Genomic DNA, 24,693 nt, shown 5'->3' with positions numbered 1-24,693 from the left:
GAAATTTTAACTAAATATGGATCATAGATACGCAAAGCTAGAAAATTTGGTATTGAGGGATCCTTGAAAATGAAAGGATATCCGCTAACTTTGACTAAGAAAAATGTGAATATAAAAGAAACCGTAAGCGAAGAAACACCTGAAGAACGTAATTGCATCAAAGAGCCCAAAAAAGATGAGCGGACCATCCACAGCCTCCGATAAATTTATGGATGTATGAAAAAGAAATTAAACGGGGAAAGTCCTATCCAATGTCGAAAATTAGTACAACAAGTAGTTTCATATATAATTTCATCGCAGAAAAAAACGGAGTAGATTTTTCTACTCCGAAAAAGTTAAACTTTTTGGATTCACTTGATTATGAGCGTAGTCTGTATTTTTGATGATTCACATATTTTAAGAATAAGTTAGACAAGGTATCAAGCTAATGTACCATTATTTTCTTGATCCTTAAAGACCTAAGAAAAAATATCTGATACTTCTTTATTTAATGAATTGGCGATATTTAACGCTAAAGAATCAGAAGGTTTGTATTTTCCTTTTTCTATACTTTGGATTGTTTGGATAGAGACATCTACTTTCTGTGCTAACTCTTCTTGTGTGATATTCGTGCTACTTCGTATTTCATGTAAATTGTTTTTGATCAATTTTTTCATGGTCATAAGGCCTTCTTTCTTTTATTTTTATGCTAGTAAAAAAATCGGATAATGAAGTCTTTACTAACAATTTTAACTAAAAAATGGTTTGATTTTCCTTTTTGGTTCTATTCAATACAGAACGCTAAACTACTGGTAAAAAAACGTATTACAGTTACCGATGATTGCTAGCGTGACTAACTTTCACACAGGTTCTGAATGCTAGAAGTTCATTTATTTGCCTATTAAAAATGGGTATTGATAATAAGCGCATATGTCTGATTTTTTTCGAAATATATTAAATATATACTCTCTAATCATAATGATACCAAATAATAAATGATTTATATACATAATATTAAACTAATTGTTAGATTTTTTAAATCAATAAGTTTTGGTATTAGAAAATGGATGAGTATTGAATAACTGATTCCTTGCATGAGGGAAAATAAAGGTGGCGAACCTTTTGAACTGTGTTTACTAAAAATAAAGCCATGACAACTGTCACAAACTAACAGCCCTTTCTTTCCGCTCAAAAAACCTCTATAATAATAGTAGAAATTAAAAGAGAAGAGGAAGTTTTTTGCGTATATTATTTATAGGAGACGTAGTAGGATCATTAGGTCGAGAGACAATCACGACCTATTTACCAAAATTAAAGAAAAAATACCGTCCACAAGTCACGATTCTTAATGGTGAAAATGCGGCGGCAGGTCGTGGAATCACAGGTAAGATCTATAAGAAGTTCTTGCAAGATGGTGCAGATGTTGTCACATTAGGAAACCATACTTGGGATAACAAAGAGATTTTCGAATTTATCGACGATGCTAAAAAAATGATTCGTCCGGCTAACTTTCCTCAAGGGACACCTGGACAAGGGATGGTTTTTGTCAAAGTCAATCAACTTGAATTAGCAGTTATCAACATGCAGGCGCGTGTTTTTATGGCGGATATTGATGATCCGTTTCGTAAAGCAGAAGAATTAATCACAGAAGCTCGCAAGCGGACACCATTGATCTTTGTTGATTTTCATGGTGAAACGACGAGCGAGAAGCAAGCAATGGGCTGGTTTTTAGATGGACATGTAAGTGCCGTTGTAGGGACACATACCCATGTGCAGACCAATGATGCTAGGATTTTACCAGCTGGGACAGCATTTTTAAGCGATGTCGGCATGACAGGCCCTTATGATGGGATCTTAGGCATGAAGCGCGGACCGATTATTGAAAAATTTAGGACAGCATTACCAAAACGTTTTGAAGTCATCGAAGAAGGACGGAGTTTATTATCGGCTTGTGTCATTGATATCGACGATCAGACAGGACAAGCGAAGAAAATCGAACCGATTCAGATCAGTGAAGATCGTCCGTTTGTAGAATAGAGTTAGTGGGGATTATCCAAACATAGGATAAGATGAATTTTACGTAGTAGCATGTCATGTTCTCAAAACATTCTTAAAGGGCAGAGTAACCAAAATAAAAGGGTGCTCTGTTCTTTTTATCGACCATTTCAGCTTTTGACGCTATCTTATAAAATAACTTTTACTGCTTAGGTGCTATTTTTTTTCGCAAACTGTTGATTCTGCTGGAATTATGTTAAAATAAGTAGACCTATTTTACAATAAAATCTTACCCAGAATAAAGGTGTGAAATCATGGAGCCATCCATTACAGATAAAGAAATAAATGAAGAATTAACCAAATTATTGACCTTGCTTGGCGAGGACGAATTGATTCAGCGTTATAAAGAATTAGAAGAAAAAGTCCAAAATAACGAGAAACTGACCGGCTTAGTAGAACAAATCAAAGCCGCTCAAAAAGATGCTGTTCAATTTGCTCATTATGATAAACCAGAAGCAGAAAAAGACGCAATCAAGCGTGCGGACGAATTAACGAAAGAATTCGATGAACATCCCTTAGTTGTGGCCTATCGCGAGCAATTGATGGAAGCCAACGACCTCTTGCAGCACGTCACAGATATGATCCAATATAGAATCAATGAAGAACTAGAGAAGGAAGGGTAACAATGCCACAAAAAACAAAACACACACCCATGATGGAACAATATTTAGCAATCAAAGACCAATATCAAGACGCTTTTCTGTTTTACCGTTTAGGTGACTTTTACGAAATGTTTTACGAAGATGCGGTTAATGCTTCACAGTTATTGGAATTAACTTTGACTAGTCGGAATCGCAATGCAGATGACCCAATCCCAATGTGTGGAATTCCTCATCACGCTGCACAAGGCTATATCGATACATTGATTGAAAAAGGGTATAAAGTAGCAATCTGCGAACAAGTAGAAGACCCTAAAACCACCAAAGGCATGGTCAAACGAGAAGTTGTTCAGCTCATTACGCCAGGCACTGTGATGACGAGTAAAGGCTTAGGAGCGAAAGACAATAACTATTTAACAGCTATCGTCGAAAAGGAGGGTACATTTGGTTTAGCGTATGTTGATTTAAGTACTGGAGAACTAAAAACAGCTGTTTTAAGTGATGAAGATGCGGTGATTAATGAAGCATCGGCGTTGCAAACGAAAGAAATCGTATTAGGTAGCGAATTATCAGAAACATTGCAACAAACATTAAAAGATCGCTTAAACATTATTTTTTCTGAACAAAACCAAGCAGAAGAAAATGCTGAATTCAGTTTTTTAACAAGTGAACTGACACATCCGCTAGAAGTTGATGTAACAGGCAAATTATTAACATATTTAACTGTGACGCAAAAACGTGGATTGTCTCATATTCAAAAAGCAGTAGAATATCAGCCAGATCATTTCTTGAAAATGGATCACTATTCTAAATTCAACTTAGAATTGACCCAATCGATTCGAACTGGACTGAAAAAAGGCACCCTATTATGGCTGCTGGACGAGACAAAAACTGCAATGGGCGGCCGTTTATTAAAACAATGGCTAGATCGTCCCTTAATCCAAGAAAAACAAATTCAAACAAGACAAGAAATGGTTCAATCCTTACTAAATGCTTATTTCGAACGTGTTGATTTACAATCTACATTGACCAAAGTCTATGATTTGGAGCGTTTAGCTGGTCGTGTAGCATTTGGGAATGTGAATGGTCGTGACTTGATCCAACTGAAAACCTCGTTAGAACAAGTACCATTGGTTCGTGAATTGATTGTAGGAATCAATCAAGGGGAATGGAATGATTTATTATTAGAGTTAAATCCTGCTGAAGACATCGTTGAACTGATCAGTAATGCGATTAACGAAGAAGCACCGCTTGCCATTACAGAAGGAAATATCATCAAAGATCATTACAACGAAAAACTAGATGAATACCGTGATGCGATGCGCCATGGCAAACAATGGTTAGCTGAACTAGAAGCCAAAGAACGACAAGAAACGGGCATCAAAACCTTAAAAGTCGGGTTTAATCGCGTTTTTGGGTATTACATCGAAGTCACAAAATCCAACTTAGCAAATCTAGCAGAAGGAAAATACGAACGCAAACAAACTCTGGCGAACGCGGAGCGTTTTATTACGCCAGAACTCAAAGAGATGGAAACCTTGATTTTAGAAGCGGAAGAAAAATCGGTCGATTTAGAGTATCAATTATTCTTAGAAGTTCGCGAACAAGTTAAAGCCAACATCGAGCGTCTGCAAAAACTAGCAAAAACAATTAGTGCAGTGGATGTCTTACAAGCTTTTGCAACAGTCAGTGAACGATACCAATATGTTCGCCCGACCCTAAAAAGCAATAGTAAAGAGCTACATATTGTTGAAGGACGTCATCCAGTTGTGGAAAAAGTGTTAGGGCATCAAGAATATATCCCAAATAGTGTTCATATGAGTAAAGAAAACATTATTTTGTTGATTACAGGACCAAATATGTCGGGTAAAAGTACCTACATGCGCCAGCTAGCACTAACGGTAGTTATGGCTCAAATCGGCTGTTTTGTCCCAGCTGAATCGGCTGAATTACCGATTTTTGATCAGATTTTCACACGAATCGGTGCATCAGATGATCTGATTGCAGGTCAAAGTACGTTTATGGTGGAAATGATGGAAGCCAATCAAGCCTTACGTCATGCCACACCAAACAGTTTGATTTTATTCGATGAACTTGGTAGAGGAACTGCTACTTATGATGGGATGGCGTTAGCACAAGCAATTATCGAATATATCCACAGAGAAGTTAAAGCGAAAACATTGTTCTCAACTCATTATCATGAATTGACCGTCTTAGATGAAAAGTTGAGTGGAGTGAAAAATATTCACGTCGGTGCAGTAGAAAAAAATGGCGAAGTTGTCTTTTTGCATAAAATGATGGATGGTCCAGCAGATAAAAGTTATGGGATCCATGTAGCTAAAATCGCTGGATTACCAAGTGCATTACTAGAGCGCGCTGCGACGATTCTTTCGGCTTTAGAATCAGATGAGCAACCGCTTAAAACAGTTGAATACAAAGATGAGATTAAAGAAGATACGGAACAATTATCATTATTTAAAGAAGTATCGACGGATGAGTTAGGTGTGATCGATACCTTGAAGAAAATCAATTTATTAGAAATAACACCAATGGATGCTTTGAATAAATTGCATGAACTGCAAAAAAGAATTTAAACTAAAAAACTGAGCAAGGAAAGGATCGTATAGATGGGAAAAATCCAAGAATTATCAGAACAACTTGCCAATCAGATCGCTGCTGGTGAAGTAGTAGAACGTCCTGCATCAGTTGTCAAAGAACTTGTAGAAAATGCGATCGATGCTGGAAGTACACAAATCGATATTTTTATTGAAGAAGCAGGACTGAAAACGATCCAAATTATCGACAATGGTGAAGGAATCGCAAAAGATGATATTCTTAGTGCATTTAAACGCCATGCGACAAGTAAAATCCATACAAGAGATGATTTATTTCGTATCCGCAGTTTGGGATTCCGTGGAGAAGCTTTGCCCAGTATCGCGTCCGTTTCAGAAATTGTTATAGAAACAGCTGTGTCTGAAGAAGAGGAAGGTAGTTATGTTCAAATGAAAGGCGGTAAGGTCGAAGAACATCGCCCAGCCGCTTTAAGAAAAGGAACAAAAATCACCGTCTCAAACTTATTTTTCAATACACCAGCTCGCTTAAAATATGTTAAAACGATCCAAACTGAACTTGCCAATGTCGGGGATATCGTCAACCGCTTAGCTTTAAGTCATCCTAATATTGCGTTTCGTTTAGTTCATGATGGCAATAAAATGATGAATACTGCGGGAAATGGCGATTTGAAGCAAACGATTGCTGGAATATACGGTATTAGTACGGCGAAAAAAATGCTAAAGATCGAAGCAGAAGATTTGGATTTTGAATTAACAGGCTATGTTTCATTACCAGAAGTTACTAGGGCTAGTCGTAATTATTTGTCAACGATCATTAATGGTCGTTATATCAAGAACTTTGCGTTGAACAAAGCAGTCGTCGACGGTTATGGCTCCAAATTGATGGTTGGCCGTTTTCCTTTGGCTGTATTAGAAATTGAGATGGATCCGTTGTTAGTTGACGTCAATGTTCATCCCACCAAGCAAGAAGTCCGTTTAAGTAAGGAAAAAGAATTGATGGTCTTGATTAGTGATGCGATTCGTGAAGTGTTAAGCCAAGAGCAATTGATCCCAAATGCTGCAGATAACCTTCGCTTTAAAAAGAAAGTCGAACCACAGCCGAAAGTGGAGCAAATGGAAATTCCTTTAACAGAACAAGAGGAAGTAACAAAACCTATTCGCACATCGGGTAGCCTAGGCTATGATCCAACGAGTGGCAACTTTTTTGTTAAAGAAACGACAGCAGAATATGTCCCCCAATCGTCTACGGACAGTGGGGCAAAAGAATCGGAATCTCTGAGTAAAGAGGAGCTTGAAAAAGAAGCGTTGATGGCCCATGCTTTCAGTTCACCTTATGAACCTGAGGCACATCAGCCATCTGATAATAGCCAAACGGCAGAACCAACTAAACTTGCGGAAATACCTCCGCAAAATGAAGAACCCTCGGTTGACGAACAAGTCTATGAAGAAGAATTAAGTCATCATCCAGAATTTGATTTTTCCGCAACTGGAGCTCAAAATGACTTAAATAAAGTGTTGAATAAGTTGTCGGATGAACGTCCGAAAGAACGGTTTCCAGAACTAGAATATTTTGGTCAGATGCATGGCACTTATCTGTTTGCTCAAAGTAAAGATGGTTTATATATCATCGATCAACACGCAGCTCAAGAACGTATCAAATATGAGTATTTTAGAGAAAAAATCGGTGAAGTCACGAACGATCTACAGGAGCTATTAGTGCCGATCGTGATCGATTATCCAAATAGTGACGCGCTAAAAATCAAAGAACAAAAAGAAACTTTAGCAGAAGTTGGCATTCATTTAGAAGATTTTGGTCAAAATAGTTTTATTGTTCGGGCTCATCCAACGTGGTATCCAGCGGGTGAAGAAGAAACGATCATCCGTGAGATGATCGATATGCTTTTGACAACAGGGTCTGTTAGTGTAAAAAAATTCCGTGAAGCCACAGCGATCATGATGAGTTGTAAACGGTCGATCAAAGCGAATCATTATTTAAATGAACAACAAGCGCGTGTCTTATTGAAGGATCTTGAGACTTGTGAGAATCCATTTAATTGTCCTCATGGTCGTCCTGTTTTGATTCATTTTACAAATTCAGACATGGAAAAAATGTTTAAACGTATTCAAGACCCACACTAAAAAACATAGGAAGAAGGTTTTATCCTAATGGCAGTTATTTTAGCCTCTCAATCGCCTCGCAGACGTGAGTTGTTGAGCCGAATTATCCCTAATTTTGATATTGTGCCAGCTGATATCAATGAAGAAGTCAAAGGGTATTTCACCCCAATGGACTACGTTTTAACGATGGCGGCGCAAAAAGCAGCACATATTGCCAAACAATATCCAAATGATTTAGTGATCGGTTCCGATACGATCGTCACAATCGACAATGAAATATTAGGAAAACCCACTTCCAGAGAGGATGCTTTTCGGATGCTGCGTCAACTAAGTGGCAGAACACATAAAGTTTATACAAGTGTCGTATTAATGAAAAATGATCAAGAATCTTCGGCTACAGTTCCTGCTACAGTAGAATTTTACGATTTGACGGACGAAGAAATCAATCGCTACCTAGATACAAAAGAATACACAGATAAAGCTGGAGCCTACGGGATTCAAGAGCAAGGTGCTTTATTGGTTAAAAATATTCAAGGTGACTACTATTCGATCATGGGCTTGCCTATTGCGACTCTGTACCGAATGCTACCAGCCTTTGACGTGTAACTGAACGATGAAAGAAGGAAACAACAAATGAAATGTTCACAAACAAGAGCCATTCAGACACATATGATCACGTATCCTCATTTAAATTTTCATAAAACCTTATTTGGTGGTCAACTAATGGCATGGCTGGATGAAACGGCTGGGATCTCAGCTGTTCGAATATCTAGAGCGGCAATCGTAACGGCATCTGTCGATCATTTAGACTTTTTAGCCCCTTTAAAAGCAGACCATTCAGTCTGTATTGATGCATACGTATCAGGAGTAGGTACGCGCTCGATGGAGATATTCGCCAAAGTGATCGGGGAAGATTTATTCACGGGAGAACGCTATCTAGCTGGAACTTGTTTTATGACCTTTGTCGTACCTAAAGGAGCGAGCTTGCCAAAAACAATCGAGCCAGAGACCAAAGAAGAACGTTTTATCTGTCAAGGATATGAAGCCAGAAAACAATTCAGACAAGCCAAGCGACAAGAAAGTATTGATTTAGCCGAAAATGTCGATCTGGATATTCCTTGGAACTAAAAGTCGACTTGAACACTTATTTTCTAAACAGAAAATGAGTGTTTTTTTCTTAATAATGCTATGATAGGACTAACTAAAAAGTAAGGGTGTGATTTGTCATGGAAAAACCATCAAAAGAAGAGTTGAAAGAAAAGCTATCCGATATCGAATATGCCGTAACGCAGGAAAATGCAACTGAACGACCTTTTACTGGTAAATATGATGACTTTTACCAAGAGGGGATTTATGTTGATGTGGTCAGTGGCGAACCACTTTTCAGTTCAACAGATAAATATGATGCAGGCTGCGGTTGGCCAGCTTTTACTAAGCCAATTGAAAAACAAGGTGTCAAAGAAAATTCAGATTTTTCTTTAGGAATGCGTCGTGTTGAAGTACGGAGTAAAGAAGCCGATTCCCATTTAGGCCATGTTTTTACAGATGGGCCACAAGAGCAAGGTGGTTTACGCTATTGTATCAATGCAGCAGCTTTACGGTTTATTCCGGTAGACGAGCTAGAAAAGGCAGGCTACGGGGACTATCAAACCTTATTTAAATAATAGGAAAGCCTATCTAAGCAGATTAAAATTGCTTAAATAGGCTTTTTTTATTTCCTTCATAAAACAATTGCTATTTGCCTTAATTTCTAGTATTATGAAAACATTCCAAAAATTAAAATTAGGAAAGAATATAATTATTTATTGAGGAGAATAAAATGAAAAAAGTAAATATGAGGAAATTAATCAGTGTGATGATGCTGTCTACTCTAGTTTTGGCAGCTTGCGGTGGTAAGACTGATTCTGCAGATAGTAGTAACGATAGTAAAAAAGCGAGTGGGGAACAGCTTTTTAAATTAGTAGTCCAACAAGAAATGCCAAGTGCAGATTTATCAGTTGCAACCAATACAATTAGTTTTTCAGCTTTGAACAATGTTTATGAAGGGTTATATCGTTTAGATGATAAAAGTAAACCACAGCCAGCTGGTGCAGTTGAGTTGGCAAAGAAAAGTGATGATGGATTGACCTATACATTTAAACTTAGAGAAGACGCTAAATGGTCAAATGGTGATCCTGTGGTAGCGGCAGATTATGTCTATGGTTGGCAACGAACAGCAGATCCTAAAACAGCAGCAGAATATGCTTATATGTTTGAATTAGTTAAAAACGGTGCCGATGTTTCTGCTGGTAAGAAAAGTTTGGATGAGTTAGGGATCAAAGCAATTGGGGATCATGAATTAGAAGTAACGTTAGAACAAGAAACGCCATACTTTGATTATTTATTGGCCTTTCCATCCTTTTTCCCACAAAATAAAAAAATCGTCGAAGAAAAAGGCAAAGACTATGCAACAACTAGCGACGCATCCGTTTATAACGGCCCATTTACGTTAACTGATTTTGACGGACCTGGAACAGACACCGAATGGTCGTATACAAAAAATGATCAATATTGGGATAAAGACGCAGTTAAGTTAGATAAAATTGAAGTAACAGTGGTTAAAGAAGCACCTACATCATTAAATCTATTCCAAGATGGTCAAGCAGACGATGTCATTTTAAGTGGAGAATTAGCAAAACAAATGGCGGATGATCCAGAACTTGTGATTGAAAAAGATGCTAGAACCTCTTATCTTGAATTCAATCAAAGAGATGCGAATTCACCGTACCACAATGAAAATTTACGTAAAGCAATTTCTTATTCAATCGACCGTGATGCATTGGTTGACCGAATCTTAGGAGATGGTTCGATTGCTTCTACTGGTCTTGTACCAGCTGGAATGTCATTCTCACCCACAGGCAATAAAGACTTTGCGGATGAAAATAAAAATGTGTTGACACATGACACCAAAAAAGCCAAAGAATACTGGGAAAAAGCAAAACAAGAGTTAGGCATTGATTCATTCAAATTTGATATCGTGGGTGATGATACTGATTCTACCAAAAAAGTACTAGAATATATCCAAGGCGCAGTGAAAGAAACACTTGATGGTGTAGACGTGACCGTTACAAATGTGCCCTTTACCGTTCGATTAGATCGCGGTAAAAATGGTGATTTTGAAGTGATCATGGGCGGTTGGGGAGCTGATTATGCAGACCCAAGCAGTTTCACTGATTTATTTGTAACAGGTGGTTCATATAACAGAGGGCGCTACTCAAATGAAACATACGATGAATTAGTCAAAGCTTCAGGTAGTAAAGACGCCTCTGATCCAGAAAAACGCTGGACAGATATGGTAGAGGCCGAAAAACTATTGATGAACGAGATGGGCGTTGCACCAGTTTATCAAAAAGCAGAAGCACACATGCGTAGTAAAAAAGTCCAAGGCGTAGTAGCTCACGGAGCTGGTGCGCGATACGATTATAAATGGACTTACATTTCTGAATAAAAAGTAAAAGAGGGCGAAGGTGTAACTCGTAGAGATATACCCCTACCTCATCATATGACCAGTACGAATGGAAGCATAGTTCGTATTGGTTTTTTTATAGTTAAATAAGATGCTTTTTTTCAAGCTACTGATTTCCTTTAATCTGTGCTAAAATAGAAACATATGTGCGTGTGATGCGCAAGCAAGGTTTCAAGAAAGGTGAAATTATGTACGAGTATATTATTGGTAAAGTGACGTTTATCAGTCCATATTATATTGTAGTAGAAACAAATGGAATTGGCTATCAAATTTCTGTAGGAAATCCCTATCGTTATTCTGGAAAAACGGATCAGCAAACTAAAATTTATGTCCATCAAGTCATTCGTGAAGATGCCCACTCTTTATATGGGTTCAGTGATTTAGATGAAAAACAACTCTTTTTAAAGTTGATTAGTGTCTCAGGAATCGGACCTAAAAGTGGTTTAGCAATCATGGCTTCAGAAGATCACGGTGGGTTGATCAATGCGATCGAGAGTGAAGATGCTGCTTATCTAACAAAATTTCCTGGTGTGGGTAAAAAGACTGCACAACAAATGGTACTTGATCTTAAAGGGAAATTAGGAGAGCTAGAAACGTCAGATGCTGCTGTTGAAGCGATGGCTAAAACACCAAATACGCCATCAGCAAATCAGTCGCTGACAGAAGCATTAGAAGCGTTGAGTGCGTTAGGTTATAGTGAAAAAGAAATCAAACGTATCACGCCGAAATTGGAAGAATTAGGTACACAAGCGACAGATGAATACTTGCGCAATGCATTGAAATTTATGATGAAACGCTAAGGAGGAATCGTTATGACAGAAGATGAAAGACTATTTTCCGCTCAAACAAGTGAAGGGGAAGAGTCCTTGGAAAAGTCGCTACGTCCGCAATTTCTCGAACAATACATTGGGCAAGACAAAGTCAAGCAAGAGCTTACGATTTATATCGAAGCTGCTCGCAATCGGGAAGAAGCCTTAGACCATACGCTTTTATACGGTCCACCTGGGCTGGGTAAGACGACGATGGCAATGGTGATCGCCAACGAAATGCATGTTAATATCCGAACGACGAGTGGACCAGCAATTGAGCGAGCAGGGGACTTAGTCGCGATATTAAACGAATTAGAACCAGGAGACGTTTTATTTATTGATGAAATCCATCGCTTACCTCGTGTAGTAGAAGAAATGTTGTATTCTGCAATGGAAGATTTTTATGTAGATATCATGGTGGGACAAGGAACAACAGCTCATCCAGTTCATTTTCCATTACCTCCGTTTACCTTGATAGGAGCCACGACAAGAGCTGGGATGTTATCTGCGCCACTTCGTGATCGCTTTGGCATTATTTCACATATGGAATATTATGAAACACAAGATTTAAAAGAAATCGTATTACGTTCAGCTGATATTTTCCGAACGGAGATCGTAGAAGAAGGCGCTTTTGAAATTGCACGACGTTCTCGTGGCACACCGCGAATCGCGAATCGCTTACTAAAACGTGTCCGTGATTTTGCCCAAGTACAGTCGAATGGCACGATCAACCGTGAAATTGCAGACCAAGCATTGACCTTATTGCAAGTTGATCATCAAGGATTGGATTATGTCGATCAAAAATTATTAAAAACAATGATTGAATTATACGGCGGTGGTCCTGTCGGATTAAGCACAATAGCGGTCAATATCAGTGAAGAAACTGAAACGGTAGAGGATATGTATGAACCGTATTTAATTCAAAAAGGATTTATCAAGCGTACGCCAAGAGGTCGAATCGCAACCGTATTAGCCTATGAACATTTTGGTTATGAATCGTATTATCAAGAATAATGAGGGGGAACAGAGGTGCTTGTTACTTTTGTTCCTCCCTCATTTTTTTAGTTTTTATTATAAGAGTAACTAAACTTTGTGAGTAGACTTGATTCCACGATGTTCTTTCTCCTATCTTTTTAGGGTCATAAAGAAAGCTTCTAGTTCGGCTGCAATATTTGCTTGGTCAAGTATCTTCAATGTATTCAATGCCCAAAGAACTTTTTTTCTCCAGCGATAGTGTCTCCCTGACAAATAGCAAAGAGTCCACTGTAATAGAGAAAGACGATTCGAAAAAAGCTGCTGGTAAATTCTTTACTCAGTTCTTCCAACCAACCTAATGCCTGTGAAATGTCAGCCCATTCTTGTTTACGAAACAATGTTGGCAATAGGTTCGCGAGTAGAGACGCGTAGACTGGGACTGCTCGATCGTATGATTGGTAGTGAGGGAGGGATTTTAGTAGTAGCTTAAAAAAGAAAAGTTGCTGTTCTTGGTTAAACATATCAGCATTGTTGCTAAATAAGAGAATTTCTTGTAATGAACAACTTTGAACATTCATCAAATAATGACTAAGGATTTGGATATCTTCAGGATTGCCCTGCCAATTCTAAAAATTTTTATGGCTCTCAAAATAGCTGAGAGACTGGATTCTTAAACGTAGTTCTGCCTGACGTACAAGGGTCAAAGCAGTAGGGTCGGTGAGGTGCAATTGGGTTTGGTACATTTTTTCTAAAGCTTGAATATCATGGCGATTGGCCGCGTGAGAAAAATTGTTGATATATTCATTTTCTTCCCGTAATTGATACTCATTATGAATATAAAAAAATTCGTCGCTATCCTACCATTAAGCGGTCTAAAATCTGCATAAATAAAAAGAGTGATATATCATGCTTTCCTTGTTCAAATTCAATAGCATAGGATTTTGTTATGATCTCGTTATATACTTCTTTTTGACTATATCCTTTATTTAAACGAATTTGTCTGACAGTTAGCCCATAATTTTTCCTTTATTCAGCACCTCCTAAAGCTAGTTTAGCTTGTTTTTCTACAGGTATCAAAAGGTTGGATTCCGTCAGGTCTTATATATCAGACTAAATCAATTAAAAACATGAAAAGTGGTTATTATCTAAACAGCGGAAGTGATTTGCTTGTAAACTAGGCGAATCATTTGTTTGCTACAAAGATAAAAACTATACTAAAAGAAAATAACCTTAAGGGCGTGGAGAAAATGCAAGAATTATTTGATCGAAAAGTAAAATTAGTTCCAGCAATTGTTTCGTTATTATTATTAGGAGGTGCGTTTTATTCATTATTGAACACGGCATTTATTTTGAATTTTTGTATGATTCTCGTTGCAGGATTAGTAGGAATGTACTTGATGTATGGTGTGGAAGGCATTAAACAAATTTATTCCCCACTAAAAAAAGGATCAGTTAAAATTATAATGATTGCATACGTTTTAAGTTGGGTAACGGCTCTCTTGGCAAACGTTTTAGCCGGAGCGATTGGACAGCCGACTGCTGCTAATCCAATCGTGGATGAATTTAGTCATGGCTTGGTACCGGCGCTTACTTTATTAGGTAAAACGTTATTCATGCTTGCAGGAGAGGAAATCATTACGACGATTCCACTGATTTTACTAGTTCATATAGCACTGCAGTATAAAGTTGAACGAAAAACAGCTATCATTGGTTCAGTTATTTTAACAAGTCTTATGTTTGGGTCACTACATTTATCAACGTATGATTGGAATTGGTTCCAATGCTTGGTTGTGATTGGGTTGACTCGCATCCCTTTTACATGGGCGACATTAAAAACAAATTCAATCTGGGCGGGTACAATCATTCATATCGCTTTTGACTGGTTGATTTTTATAGGTGTTATTTTGGGGACTTTAGCACACTAACATACTATTATTATCATCGAACATATCATGTTAGAGCTATACCAATAGTTGGTATGGCCTAACATTTTTTTGCATTAGATGCAAATGATATACCTTGTCACAGAAGAAGTGAGTGTTTGATTAGAAAAAAAATCATATCATTTGCACAAAATATTTTAAGCTTTTATAGTTGATAGTGTACCAATTAGTAAAAATAATAAACGAAAGGATGGAAATTATGGAAAAGAATACGAGAAAAAAAGGGTTTGTATCGTACTTAACGACACAAGATGAAGCAGGGGTAAATATCTCTTGGGGGGCAATCATAGCAGGTCTAGTTTCCTTCTTTGCGATTTTCTTTACCTTAAGTTTAATTGGTTCAGCAATTGGTTTTGGTATTGTTAAGCCAACAGCGGATAATCCGTTAGATGGTGTAGGAATGGGCCTTATTATTTGGACAGTGGTGACATTTGTTCTTTCATTATTTTGTAGTGGATTTATTGCAGGGGTAGCAGCACGCAGAGTAGGCTTAGTTCATGGTTTTCTAACATGGGCAACAAGTGTCTTGGTATTATTGGCTATCCTATCTTATACAGCAATCGGAGCATTTTCAGCAATAGGTTCTCTATTTGGGAATATCGCTTCAGCAACTGGCAGCACTGTGGAATCTGTAGCTTCAGGCACATCTGATGCGATCAGTAAAGGATTTGATAAAGTGACAGATGGGGTTCAATCAGTGGATACGACAGAACTTCAAGGACAAGTTAAAAAAGTCTTATCTGATACTGACGTAAAAGAACTACAACCAGATTATTTGAAAGATAAAATGAAAGAAGCGACAGATGAAATCACGGATGCTGGAAAAGAAATCATCAAAAATCCTGATAACTCTGATAAAATCTTCAAAGATACTGCAGATTCTTTAGAAGCAAAAGCGAAAAAAATCGGTGATTCAGTTGATCGCCCAGCAATCGCAAACGCAGTAGCAAAAAATACAGATTTATCGCAAGAAGAAGCCGAACAAGCAACAGATAATATCTATAATGAACTACAAAAAGCGTCTAAAGAAACACAAACACAAATCGAAAATGCTAAAACAAGTCTAGAAGATGCAAAAGAAGACTTGGATAAAAATATCAAAGAAGCTAGACAAACTGCGGAAGATGCTTCAAATACAGTAGCAAAAGCGTCTATCTGGGGCTTTGTAGCTATGGTTCTTGGGATGATCATCACTTCCCTAGCTGGTTTATGGGGATCTAATTTAGTGAAAGACCCTGTAACTGAAAGTAAATTGTAAAAGTATTCGTTAATAGAACTCTATAAAAAAATAGGCTGGACAGAAGAGATTGCTTCTGCCCCCACCGTTTATTCGTATTTAGGGTGTGAAACAAAAGTGATTTACTTTCGTCCCACACCCTTCAGACTGTAGACAGACTCCTACATTAGGAGTTTATCTACAGTTTTTTTATACTAATTTATATAAACTATTTTGGAAGTGATTCTAATGATGAAAAAACAATTTGTTGAAGGAAGAAACCAATCCGCTAGGTTAACGCTTGATGATCTTGGACTAAAAGATTGACGCTACAATTTAGTTTGATTTCATTCACCTCATTGTAGAATCTATGTATTCGGCTTGTGCTTGTCCCAGTGTTGATACAGTGAACATGATCAATCAATACTTGTTTAATATTCGTTCTATGAGAAAGAGAATCAAAGAAATTAACGAAAATAGTGCTTATTGTTGGTTTTTCGGATGTTCTTCGAAGGAGCCTGAAACATAACCTTTTTAGTTATGTCCCAGGCTCCTTCGAAGATTTAGAAAAACTACTTAATTTAAAGCTTGTTTTCTTACGGAAGACAACGTTATCTACAGTTTGATAACCAACTCCCTTTTTGTTGAGTATGTACGATTGATATGTTTCCTCGTTTTTTTTATACTACGTAAATAAGTGTAAATACTATGCATTGGAACCCACAAAAGAGTTTTTATTTGTTTTAAATCAAAAAAAAAGGATAATGGATACTCTTTATAAGAGGAAACTATTTATTTTCTATTATTATTATATCTGTTAAATGATTAAAAACAACCCTTTTTTTAATTTTCTTCTTACTTTTTTCAAAAAAGAAGAGTTTTTAACTAGATAATTACACTTTTTATTGAACGTCAAATAAGCCGTCAATTTAGAAAGGATGAATATTATGGCACGTAAAGGTGAAAATATTTATAAGCGAAAAGATGGACGCTGGGAAGGGCGTTATAAAAAAGGACGAAAAAAGAATGGTCAATTGAAGTATGGCTATATTTATGGGCAAACATATGCAGATGTTAAATACCGTCTCTATACCTACAAATTGCATTATCATGCGCTCATTCAGCAACAAGGAGAAAGTGGCTTTTCTTATGAAGAATGGACTCTTATCTGGCTTTCCCAACAACAATCTACCGTTAAAGTATCTACCTATACAACCTATCTCTATAAGTTAAAGAAATACATACTCCCGTCAATCGGAAACTGTCCATTGAATCAATTAACGCACGAAACTGTTCAAAATCTTGTGAATAGTTGGCTTCAGTACGGTCTCAAAGCTTCAACCATCCATGTTTTGTACCAACTAGTAAAAAAAACATTAAAAGATGCGACAGAACAAAGCTATTTAAAGCAAACACCCTGTACAAAAATTCGATTACCAAAAAAAAGACAAGTACGCGTACGTGCTATGACAAAAAAGGAACAACATGTGCTAGAAAGTTGTGCAAAGGGGCTTCCCTTATACAAAGGATTATCTGTTTTATTGGCTCTGAATACAGGACTAAGAATAGGGGAAATTGCAGCATTACGTTGGACTGATATAGATTTGAAGCAGCGAATGATTCATATAACTCAAACCTTTCAACGCGTATCGTTAGAAGGTGGAATAAAAAAAACGCAACTGCTCATGGATAGTTCAAAAACAGAAAGTTCTAATCGAGTGATCCCTATTAGCACAACGTTATATAAATACCTAAAAAAGTGGAAAAAGAAGGCGCCTGGGAGTTATGTATGCTCCAATAGTGAACTGCCGAGTGAACCTCGCTTACTGACCTACTATTTCCATAAAATACGAAAACAATGCGGATTTGAGCATCTTCATTTTCATCAGTTAAGACATACGTTTGCGACACGTTGTATAGAAACAAGCTCAGATATTGTGTCGCTGAGCCGTTTGTTGGGTCATACGTCTACAAAAACAACATTGGATATTTACGCCGATTCTATGGTCGAAAGTCGAATAAAAGTTATCACAAATATGAGTAAAGCATTGCAATAAAAAGTAAAAAATACTAATCATTTATAAATAAGTAAAACAAACAAATGTAAACGTTTTCTTAAAGTGTGAAATTTTTAAATAGATAGTGAAAGATACTAGACTCTACTCGAATAGAGTCTAGTTAGTTGTCGTCACTTTTATTTATACGCCGTCAATCATCGTCACAAGTAGGCACAAAGTAGTATATCTGGAGGGCTTAATGGTTATTTACGTAGTATAAAAAAAACGAGGAAATCTTTTTCAAACGTCTCTTCTATATAACTATAATTTAGTTGAAATTGGAATTAAAAGGACTTGTTTGTTTACCAACAAATAATTAAAAAGATGACATATAGAAAGGAAGAGGAAGACATGCTTCATTTAGGCATTGTAGGCCAAACAAATTTAACTGATAAATGGACACATGAGTGTAAGAATAACCTCTATGATCTTATTGAAGTGAAAGACAAAGAACAGCTCGCTTACTTAGATGGCGTAGTGATTCCAATGGAAACGACAGAGCAATTAAGTCAAGTTATTGACTGGATAGTTGCTTGTCGAATCAATCCAACGGTTTTCATTTGGGTGTTCTCCGAAGTACCACTTGAAACAGAGAAAAAAATTATGATGAGTATAGGTGCGACAGATGTGATAGCTATGCCAGAAACCTTTACGTATCTATCAATGAGCGTTGAGAATACGTTTGTCCGATTAGGACACAAGTACAAGGAGAAGTCAGAAAAAGAGGAAGAGGCACCACAAGTAATTCAACTGAATGAACTAAATCAGTCCTTAGTTGTAAATGAAGTAGAGAAAGAGTTGACTCGAAACGAGTACAAGGTGTTGTCATTACTCTATGAAAAACCAAATACTACTGTATTATACAGCACCATAGCAAAATCGTTGTGGCCGGGAAAGGAATTTAACATTTCACGTATAGCTAATATTATATGCCATATACGGAATAAAATAGGAAAGAACGATACCTGTTCTATTGCGACAATCCGATCAAAAGGATATATGTTTCGCCTGAATAACTCTTGATAAAACAGATATTGAACGTCTATGTGTTCCGGGAATTTGATTAAATAGAGAGTATTTCAGGAGACATGTTTTTTTATGTAAGGGGGGTGATACTATTTTTTTAGAAGAAACCATGTCGTACATAAGAGAGGAGGAATAAAATGAAAAGAAAAAAAACTATTTTTTTTCTAGTGGGTTTGATTACATCATTATGTGTGTATCTATATCTAGGTGCGCCACTGATTAAAGCAGATGAAATGACTCAGTCAACTACAGAAATGTCTGCAGCTATAAAATCATCTGAAACAAGTATGTCTAAGGAAAACGATACAACGATAGATTCCGAACAGAGTATGAAAGAACCAATTCAACCAAGAATGGAAAATATTGAAGCCTATGAACTTACTGCGAATGGTACGGGAATTGTTGCTAAAAATATTGCAAAAACGATGACAGATATTCAAGGTTACAATGGTGACATTGCCGCAATTAAACAAATGATTCTCAAAGAGACAGGTGCCAAAGCATATGGGTTATCCGGGGGATCTGTAGTGGATGTCACAGACAGTATCCAAGTATCTGACTTAAAGGGACTAGAGACCGTTTCATCGAATAATTTGCAAGAATTTCATTTAACGCTAACAGTACCGGCGACTCAGTCAGGAACAGGTAGTGCGTTGAGTAGTGACGTCATCGTATACATTGGAAATGTCGCAAAGGTAAGTAATTGGAGTCAATTAGATGCTGCTCTAATGAGCAATACGGTAACAATCGTTGATGTGCAAAGTTCTATGACAAATACGGCGACTGGTAGAGCAGACCGCAATCTTTCAGACAATCGGCCCAATTATGTATTACTAGGGAATGGCTATTCGCTCGATTTCATAGGCTATTCCTATAGATGGGGCACGAATACATCCATCGTGCACAAAGCAGTGGTCGATAACGTTGACCTATATGGCGGACACTACTATGGACCAGTGACAATGTGGGATCGAAATGCCTATGGTTCAAGTATTACGTACCGCAATGTAAATTATACTGGATCACAATTGACCGCTTCTTTCCAAGCTGTTCTGCGCTTTGAAGGGAAAAATGTGATTAAATCGAAAGCTACTCAGTATACATCCTATAATGGGACAGTCCGAAATATGGCTGATACAAACCAATCTGGTTTGGAGTCACACACCCTAGTGTTTGCCTCTAATACAGATACGACTATTGAAGCAGAAAACGGAGACGGTGTGATCTTAGGTAGTTGGTATTCTGACTGGGATACGGTCGCTACTATTCAACCGTCATTAACACTTGAAGAGAATGCCACCGCCACAATTCGTACATTAGGCAATACAGGGGAAACCAACTCTTGGCAAACAAATGGAGGAAGTATTCCGTCCGTCATCAGTGTACAAAGAAATGGAAAAATCGACGTTGGGAAAAATGCTAATCTAAATGTTGAAACGGCTGATGGAACGACACGTGTACCAGTTCGTTTGGGTTATCAGGCAGCAACATCGCAATGGACGACGAGTATCAATCTTGAAGACAGTAGTAATTTCAATGTAACGATCAATGGACCAATCAGTAACACCAATTCTCGTGCAGGATTCATGCTTCAACAAAATTCAGCAATCAATGTAGGAGATAACGCAGAGATGGTCATCAATGCCAATCAAATGACCACTGGAGCACCGGTTATTTCGATGGGGCAAAATGCCAAATTTGATGTCGCCCAAAAAGGAAGTCTCGTCTTGAACAAAAACGGAGGAACTGGTCGTCTTTTGGATCTTTCAACGGGATCGAAATTCCAAGTAAAAGACCAAGGTGTGACGAAATTCATCTCTACTAATGAAGGGGCCTCTACCAGTTCAATGATTTATGGTGGAAGTGGGTCATCCTTTATCATTGGTGATAAAGGAACATTTGAGTCTGTGATAAAAGAGGGTACAGGCGTAAGGAATATGTTGGATTTTGGTAGTAACACGACATTTCAGTTTTCAAACGCACAAAAAATTGATTTGGACTCACGTGGCAATACTAACGTAAATCTGATTAATATGACAAATCCAGGTACATTTACTGCGGATATCCAAGAGGTTTCTGCTTGGAGTAAAGCAGATGCTAGCCAAGCAACGCCAACTTTCCATTGGACACCAATGTATGGTATGTCAATCAAGTACAATGGTACTACTACAACAAGTGTAGTAGGAAATAGTATTACTAACGCTATTCAGAAAAGCTTTGTAGATAATTATCGGACAGAGAACTTTTCTAGAATTGTATACGACTATATTCCAGATGTTCTTGTAGGATTTGACCAACCAAGCGACAATAAGACACTGGAAAGTGGACAAAAACTAACGGGAACGGTCAATAATAATGCACTGATGCTCTTTTATCTTGTAACGGATGAAAGTGATCCAAGTACAGATGTACTATTGACAACACCTACTGTTACCTCTCCTATAGAAGGAGATACCCGTAAATTTAATACGATCGCCGATAATAATGGGAAATTTACATTTGATTTACCAAGTAGTGTAACGTTAAAAGCAGGCCAAAAAATCAAAGCATACGCTTGGTTAGATGGTAAAGACAGCTATGCACTTCAAACGGTCGCAGATAAAACACCGCCCGAAGGAGAATCTGTCAACTATCAGGTTGCGTTGAACGGCCCAACACCAACTGCAGATAAATTCGTAAAAAATCCGACTGATTCCAATCCAACGCCACAAAACTTCACGTATGCATTTAATGCTGAAACGCCACAATCAACGGTCGAGGGCTTTATGAGTCAAATTGGCGAACATACAGTGAAAGTGGATTTATTCGATGAAGCAGGCAATAAGACGACCATCGTATCAAAACTTACAGTGAATAAAGTGATAGACGGTTCTGATTTTAATGCACCGTATAAGGACATTCGTGACTTATCCGATGATCAATTAAAAAGCTATATCCTTGAGCAGAGTCAATCAACGGCGTATAAAATTGTTGATGGGCAGAAAACGGATATCAGTTCTTTGATAAAAGTAACTGATTTTGGCGGATTGAATGAGACTGAAAATCTTCGACCTAAAGCATATCCAGTAACATTGACGATAAAAGCAGCAGATTCAGGATTAGCAACAGATATCTCAATAACAATCAATGTGACGGTTGTTGACATGGATGCTGTATTACGTGTTGAATTTGTGAATGAAGCGAATCAAGTGCTTTCAGGTTACACAGTAACTATCAATACAATAGTAGGCAATACCGTAGACTTAACGACAAATGATGCCGTTCAAACTCAAGTAGAAAATGTCACCGCTGCAGGGTATGACATCGCGGAACGTCCAGCTAACGAGAACGCAATCACAATCGATAATACGGCAGTTACTGTACAGTACAAGCTGCAAGGAGTCTTAAGTCTGACATCCGTGCCCAATGCCCTTGATTTTGGAACCTTGACATACGATGCAAGGACTAAACGCGTGGAAGATCCATCTTTCGACGAGCAATTAGTCGTAACGGATACACGAGCAGATGCTAAAAATGGTTGGCGTATGACCGCATCTTTATCTACACCAATGCGCAACAGTGAAGGACAAGAATTGGTTAATGCCTTGCGCTATATGAATCAAGGCAAAGAAACAATATTATCTCAGGATGCACAGGTGATTTACACTAATACTAAAGGTACAGCGGGTAGTTATGCCATCAGCGATGGTTGGGGTAAAACATCTGATACAGACGGGATAAAACTCCAAATCAATTCCTCTGATACGGTATATACGGGAGATTATGTCGGCGTCATTACATGGAAAGTGATGGCAGGACAACCATAAAAGGAGAGAGGGAAATGAACTATTCACGCATTATCTTGTTCGGCTGTTCTCTGCTTCTATGGGTGGGTACAATAGTTTCTGGACCCATTGTCCAAGCTAAAGAGGGGACTGGCGGTCAAGTCAGTACGACAGGTAAGATTTCTTTTTATGAAGAAGTGACTGAACCCAGCAGCTCTGCTCCAGTGGAATCAAGCACAGCGAAGCCGACTAAACCCATTGGGAACTTTCCTAGTACTGGGGAACAAATTCGAACGTACAGTTTGATTTTAGGCGGTATGATCCTTTTATTCCTTCTCTTACTCCTTTTACGGAAGCGTAGGAAGGAGGAGCGGGAATGAGCGTAACAAAACAAACTTTTTTACTCAGTATGGTACTAATTATCGTGCTTTTCAGCAGTACGTTCAATTTGACTGCTAACGCAACACCTGCATCGTTAAATCAATCTGGAACTGTTTCAGTTGAAGGGAGCGTAGTGACGAATCCAATCGACCCTGAAAATCCAGGAGTACCTATTGATCCAGGACCAGGTCCGTCCACAGAAGGACCACTACGTATCGACTATGCATCATCTCTGGATTTTGGCGAAAGCAAAATCAGTAAAGGTACGCGTAAGTACAATGCATTAGCACAACAGTTTTTTGGAGAAACTGGACCTAGAGGTAGTTATATCCAAATTACGGATCAACAAGCGGATTCCTCTGGTTGGACACTACAAGTTAAACAAGAAACACAGTTTACCAATCAGATTATTCAAAATAAAAAGGAACAAGAACTCAAAGGAGCCGTTCTTTCCTTAGACAAAGGATGGGCGAATTCTAGCGGCACTAGCGAAGCACCAACGGTGACGCGTGAAACGATTGCGTTGAATTCTATCGGTTCAGCCTATGAAGTAGCGACAGCGCGAGCTGGCAGCGGAAAAGGGGTTTGGACCATCGCATTTGGAGCGTCAGATACCAATACGAATAATCAACCACATACCTTGAGCCCTGTAGTGGATGCTTCAGGTAAACCAGTAATAGACCGTACTTACAACAAACCGGTCTATCATAATTCAGCAATCACTTTAACTGTACCAGAGTCGACGGTTATTTATCCGGTCGAATATCAAACGGAGTTAACTTGGATATTAGCCAAGTTGCCTTAATAGATTACACACATTTTAGGAGGAAAAACAATATGAAAGCAAGAAGTCTTTGTACAACAACATTAGCAGCAATCTTAGGAGTAGCGGTGGTAGGAACAGCATCCCCTGCTTTGGCGGCACCAACAGAATTAAGTTCAACAGGAAATGTAACTGTAGAAGAAGGAACAGCCGGTGGTGGTGACCAAGGAACGGTCGATCCAGAAAATCCTGATCAAACATTACCAACTCCAGATCCAGACTCTCCAGGAGAAAATACAAACCCAGATACTGGTTCCCTAGTGATTGAAAAAACAACAAATTTAGACTTTGGAACAATTAAAACATCAGCGAATACTGTAACAAGTTTTGCGAAACCAATGAGCTTTGAAAGTGGTGCGAAAAAGCGTGGCGCATACGTACAATGGGCAGATGTTCGTGCGGGAGGAACATACGGTTATACAGTGACCGCTCAATTATCAAGCCAATTCAAAGATAGTACAGGAACAAACGTATTGACAGGGTCAACAATTGATTTCAGTAACGGATTACTTGCGGCACAAGGCGACAATACAAATACAGTACCATCAAGCGCACAAACTGCTTTTCAACTAACGGAAACAGCGAACGATGCAAAAACAATCGTAACGGCAAGCAAAGATAAAAAAGAAGGTAAAGGTCGTTATGCAATGGAATTTGGTCAAAGTGAAAATTCAACTGTGGGTGTCGCAGGTACTGATGCGAATTCAGTGAAATTAACTGTCCCAGCAGCTACAGCTTCAAACATGGCAGCAACAAATTATACTGCAACAGTCACTTGGAAAATTACTGCTGCACCAGCTGAAGAAGAAACACCAGAAGAAACGCCAGAAGCATAAGCAGGCTCTTCGATTTTTGTAGAGGAACAAGTGT

General features: G+C 38.1%; 21 protein-coding genes. 19 read left to right on the top strand and 2 right to left on the bottom strand.

Going from position 1 to position 24,693, the window contains the following annotated elements; all coding sequences use genetic code 11:
- Window positions 1-458 precede the first annotated feature (458 nt).
- Window positions 459-662, bottom strand: coding sequence for a helix-turn-helix transcriptional regulator (locus IGJ34_RS14710; protein ID WP_276205046.1), 204 nt, complete (start codon window positions 660-662; stop codon window positions 459-461).
- Window positions 663-1,218: 556 nt separating this feature from the next.
- On the opposite strand from IGJ34_RS14710, the gene IGJ34_RS14705 reads away from it, so the two are divergent.
- The 10 genes from IGJ34_RS14705 to ruvB all read left to right on the top strand — a co-directional run bounded on the left by IGJ34_RS14705 (window position 1,219) and on the right by ruvB (window position 12,652).
- A complete protein-coding gene (locus tag IGJ34_RS14705) occupies window positions 1,219-2,016 on the top strand; it encodes a TIGR00282 family metallophosphoesterase (protein WP_069653415.1) in 798 nt (265 codons plus the stop codon).
- Window positions 2,017-2,288: 272 nt separating this feature from the next.
- Window positions 2,289-2,657: a YlbF family regulator gene (locus IGJ34_RS14700; protein ID WP_111246843.1), complete on the top strand. Its 369-nt coding sequence runs from the start codon at window positions 2,289-2,291 to the stop codon at window positions 2,655-2,657.
- A 2-nt stretch (window positions 2,658-2,659) separates the two neighbouring features.
- Entirely contained in the window at window positions 2,660-5,227 is a 2,568-nt protein-coding gene (gene mutS, locus IGJ34_RS14695) for a DNA mismatch repair protein MutS (RefSeq protein ID WP_206848930.1), read from the top strand.
- 33 nt (window positions 5,228-5,260) lie between these two features.
- Window positions 5,261-7,345 (top strand): DNA mismatch repair endonuclease MutL, encoded by a 2,085-nt coding sequence (gene mutL, locus IGJ34_RS14690; protein ID WP_430597758.1) that lies wholly within the window; start codon window positions 5,261-5,263, stop codon window positions 7,343-7,345.
- A 27-nt stretch (window positions 7,346-7,372) separates the two neighbouring features.
- A complete protein-coding gene (locus IGJ34_RS14685; protein ID WP_430597757.1) occupies window positions 7,373-7,930 on the top strand; it encodes a Maf family protein in 558 nt (185 codons plus the stop codon).
- A gap of 27 nt (window positions 7,931-7,957) precedes the next feature.
- A complete protein-coding gene (locus tag IGJ34_RS14680) occupies window positions 7,958-8,452 on the top strand; it encodes an acyl-CoA thioesterase (RefSeq protein ID WP_069653410.1) in 495 nt (164 codons plus the stop codon).
- A gap of 98 nt (window positions 8,453-8,550) precedes the next feature.
- The gene (gene msrB, locus IGJ34_RS14675; protein ID WP_069653409.1) at window positions 8,551-8,988 is read left to right on the top strand and encodes a peptide-methionine (R)-S-oxide reductase MsrB; all 438 of its coding nucleotides are present in this window, start codon (window positions 8,551-8,553) and stop codon (window positions 8,986-8,988) included.
- 155 nt (window positions 8,989-9,143) lie between these two features.
- Window positions 9,144-10,811 carry a peptide ABC transporter substrate-binding protein gene (locus IGJ34_RS14670; RefSeq protein ID WP_111246846.1) on the top strand — a complete coding sequence of 556 codons (1,668 nt, stop codon included), beginning with the start codon at window positions 9,144-9,146 and terminating at the stop codon, window positions 10,809-10,811.
- Window positions 10,812-11,017: 206 nt separating this feature from the next.
- Window positions 11,018-11,629, top strand: coding sequence for a Holliday junction branch migration protein RuvA (ruvA, locus tag IGJ34_RS14665; RefSeq protein WP_069653407.1), 612 nt, complete (start codon window positions 11,018-11,020; stop codon window positions 11,627-11,629).
- 12 nt (window positions 11,630-11,641) lie between these two features.
- The gene (gene ruvB / locus IGJ34_RS14660; RefSeq protein ID WP_430597756.1) at window positions 11,642-12,652 is read left to right on the top strand and encodes a Holliday junction branch migration DNA helicase RuvB; all 1,011 of its coding nucleotides are present in this window, start codon (window positions 11,642-11,644) and stop codon (window positions 12,650-12,652) included.
- Window positions 12,653-12,837: 185 nt separating this feature from the next.
- Here ruvB and IGJ34_RS14655 read toward each other — a convergent pair whose 3' ends face one another.
- Entirely contained in the window at window positions 12,838-13,191 is a 354-nt protein-coding gene (locus IGJ34_RS14655; RefSeq protein WP_430597755.1) for a hypothetical protein, read from the bottom strand.
- 669 nt (window positions 13,192-13,860) lie between these two features.
- Between IGJ34_RS14655 and IGJ34_RS14650 the strand changes: the two genes are divergently transcribed.
- From IGJ34_RS14650 to IGJ34_RS14610, 9 genes are all read left to right on the top strand, one after another.
- Window positions 13,861-14,538, top strand: coding sequence for a CPBP family intramembrane glutamic endopeptidase (locus tag IGJ34_RS14650; RefSeq protein ID WP_430597754.1), 678 nt, complete (start codon window positions 13,861-13,863; stop codon window positions 14,536-14,538).
- 217 nt (window positions 14,539-14,755) lie between these two features.
- Entirely contained in the window at window positions 14,756-15,814 is a 1,059-nt protein-coding gene (locus IGJ34_RS14645) for a hypothetical protein (RefSeq protein ID WP_430597753.1), read from the top strand.
- A gap of 328 nt (window positions 15,815-16,142) precedes the next feature.
- The gene (locus IGJ34_RS14640) at window positions 16,143-16,301 is read left to right on the top strand and encodes a transposase (RefSeq protein ID WP_430597752.1); all 159 of its coding nucleotides are present in this window, start codon (window positions 16,143-16,145) and stop codon (window positions 16,299-16,301) included.
- Between the two features lie 418 nt (window positions 16,302-16,719).
- Complete coding sequence (locus IGJ34_RS14635) at window positions 16,720-17,829, top strand: tyrosine-type recombinase/integrase (protein ID WP_069654923.1); 1,110 nt, start codon at window positions 16,720-16,722, stop codon at window positions 17,827-17,829.
- 351 nt (window positions 17,830-18,180) lie between these two features.
- Window positions 18,181-18,852, top strand: a complete 672-nt coding sequence (locus IGJ34_RS14630; protein ID WP_069654723.1) for a helix-turn-helix domain-containing protein — start codon at window positions 18,181-18,183, stop codon at window positions 18,850-18,852.
- Window positions 18,853-18,992: 140 nt separating this feature from the next.
- Window positions 18,993-22,661, top strand: coding sequence for a pectate lyase-like adhesive domain-containing protein (locus IGJ34_RS14625; protein WP_430597751.1), 3,669 nt, complete (start codon window positions 18,993-18,995; stop codon window positions 22,659-22,661).
- Window positions 22,662-22,675: 14 nt separating this feature from the next.
- Entirely contained in the window at window positions 22,676-22,999 is a 324-nt protein-coding gene (locus IGJ34_RS14620; RefSeq protein WP_206837875.1) for an LPXTG cell wall anchor domain-containing protein, read from the top strand.
- On the top strand, window positions 22,996-23,805 hold the full coding sequence (locus IGJ34_RS14615) for a WxL domain-containing protein (RefSeq protein ID WP_069640336.1): 810 nt from the start codon (window positions 22,996-22,998) through the stop codon (window positions 23,803-23,805). Before IGJ34_RS14620 ends, IGJ34_RS14615 begins: the two co-directional genes overlap by 4 nt.
- 32 nt (window positions 23,806-23,837) lie before the next feature.
- The gene (locus IGJ34_RS14610; RefSeq protein ID WP_430597750.1) at window positions 23,838-24,659 is read left to right on the top strand and encodes a WxL domain-containing protein; all 822 of its coding nucleotides are present in this window, start codon (window positions 23,838-23,840) and stop codon (window positions 24,657-24,659) included.
- The last annotated feature ends 34 nt before the right edge of the window (window positions 24,660-24,693 follow it).

Origin of the sequence: Enterococcus sp. AZ177 (assembly GCF_050544585.1) — a bacterium.
GTDB classification, from domain to species: domain Bacteria; phylum Bacillota; class Bacilli; order Lactobacillales; family Enterococcaceae; genus Enterococcus_L; species Enterococcus_L plantarum.
This window is presented reverse-complemented; position numbering and strand designations above follow the sequence as displayed.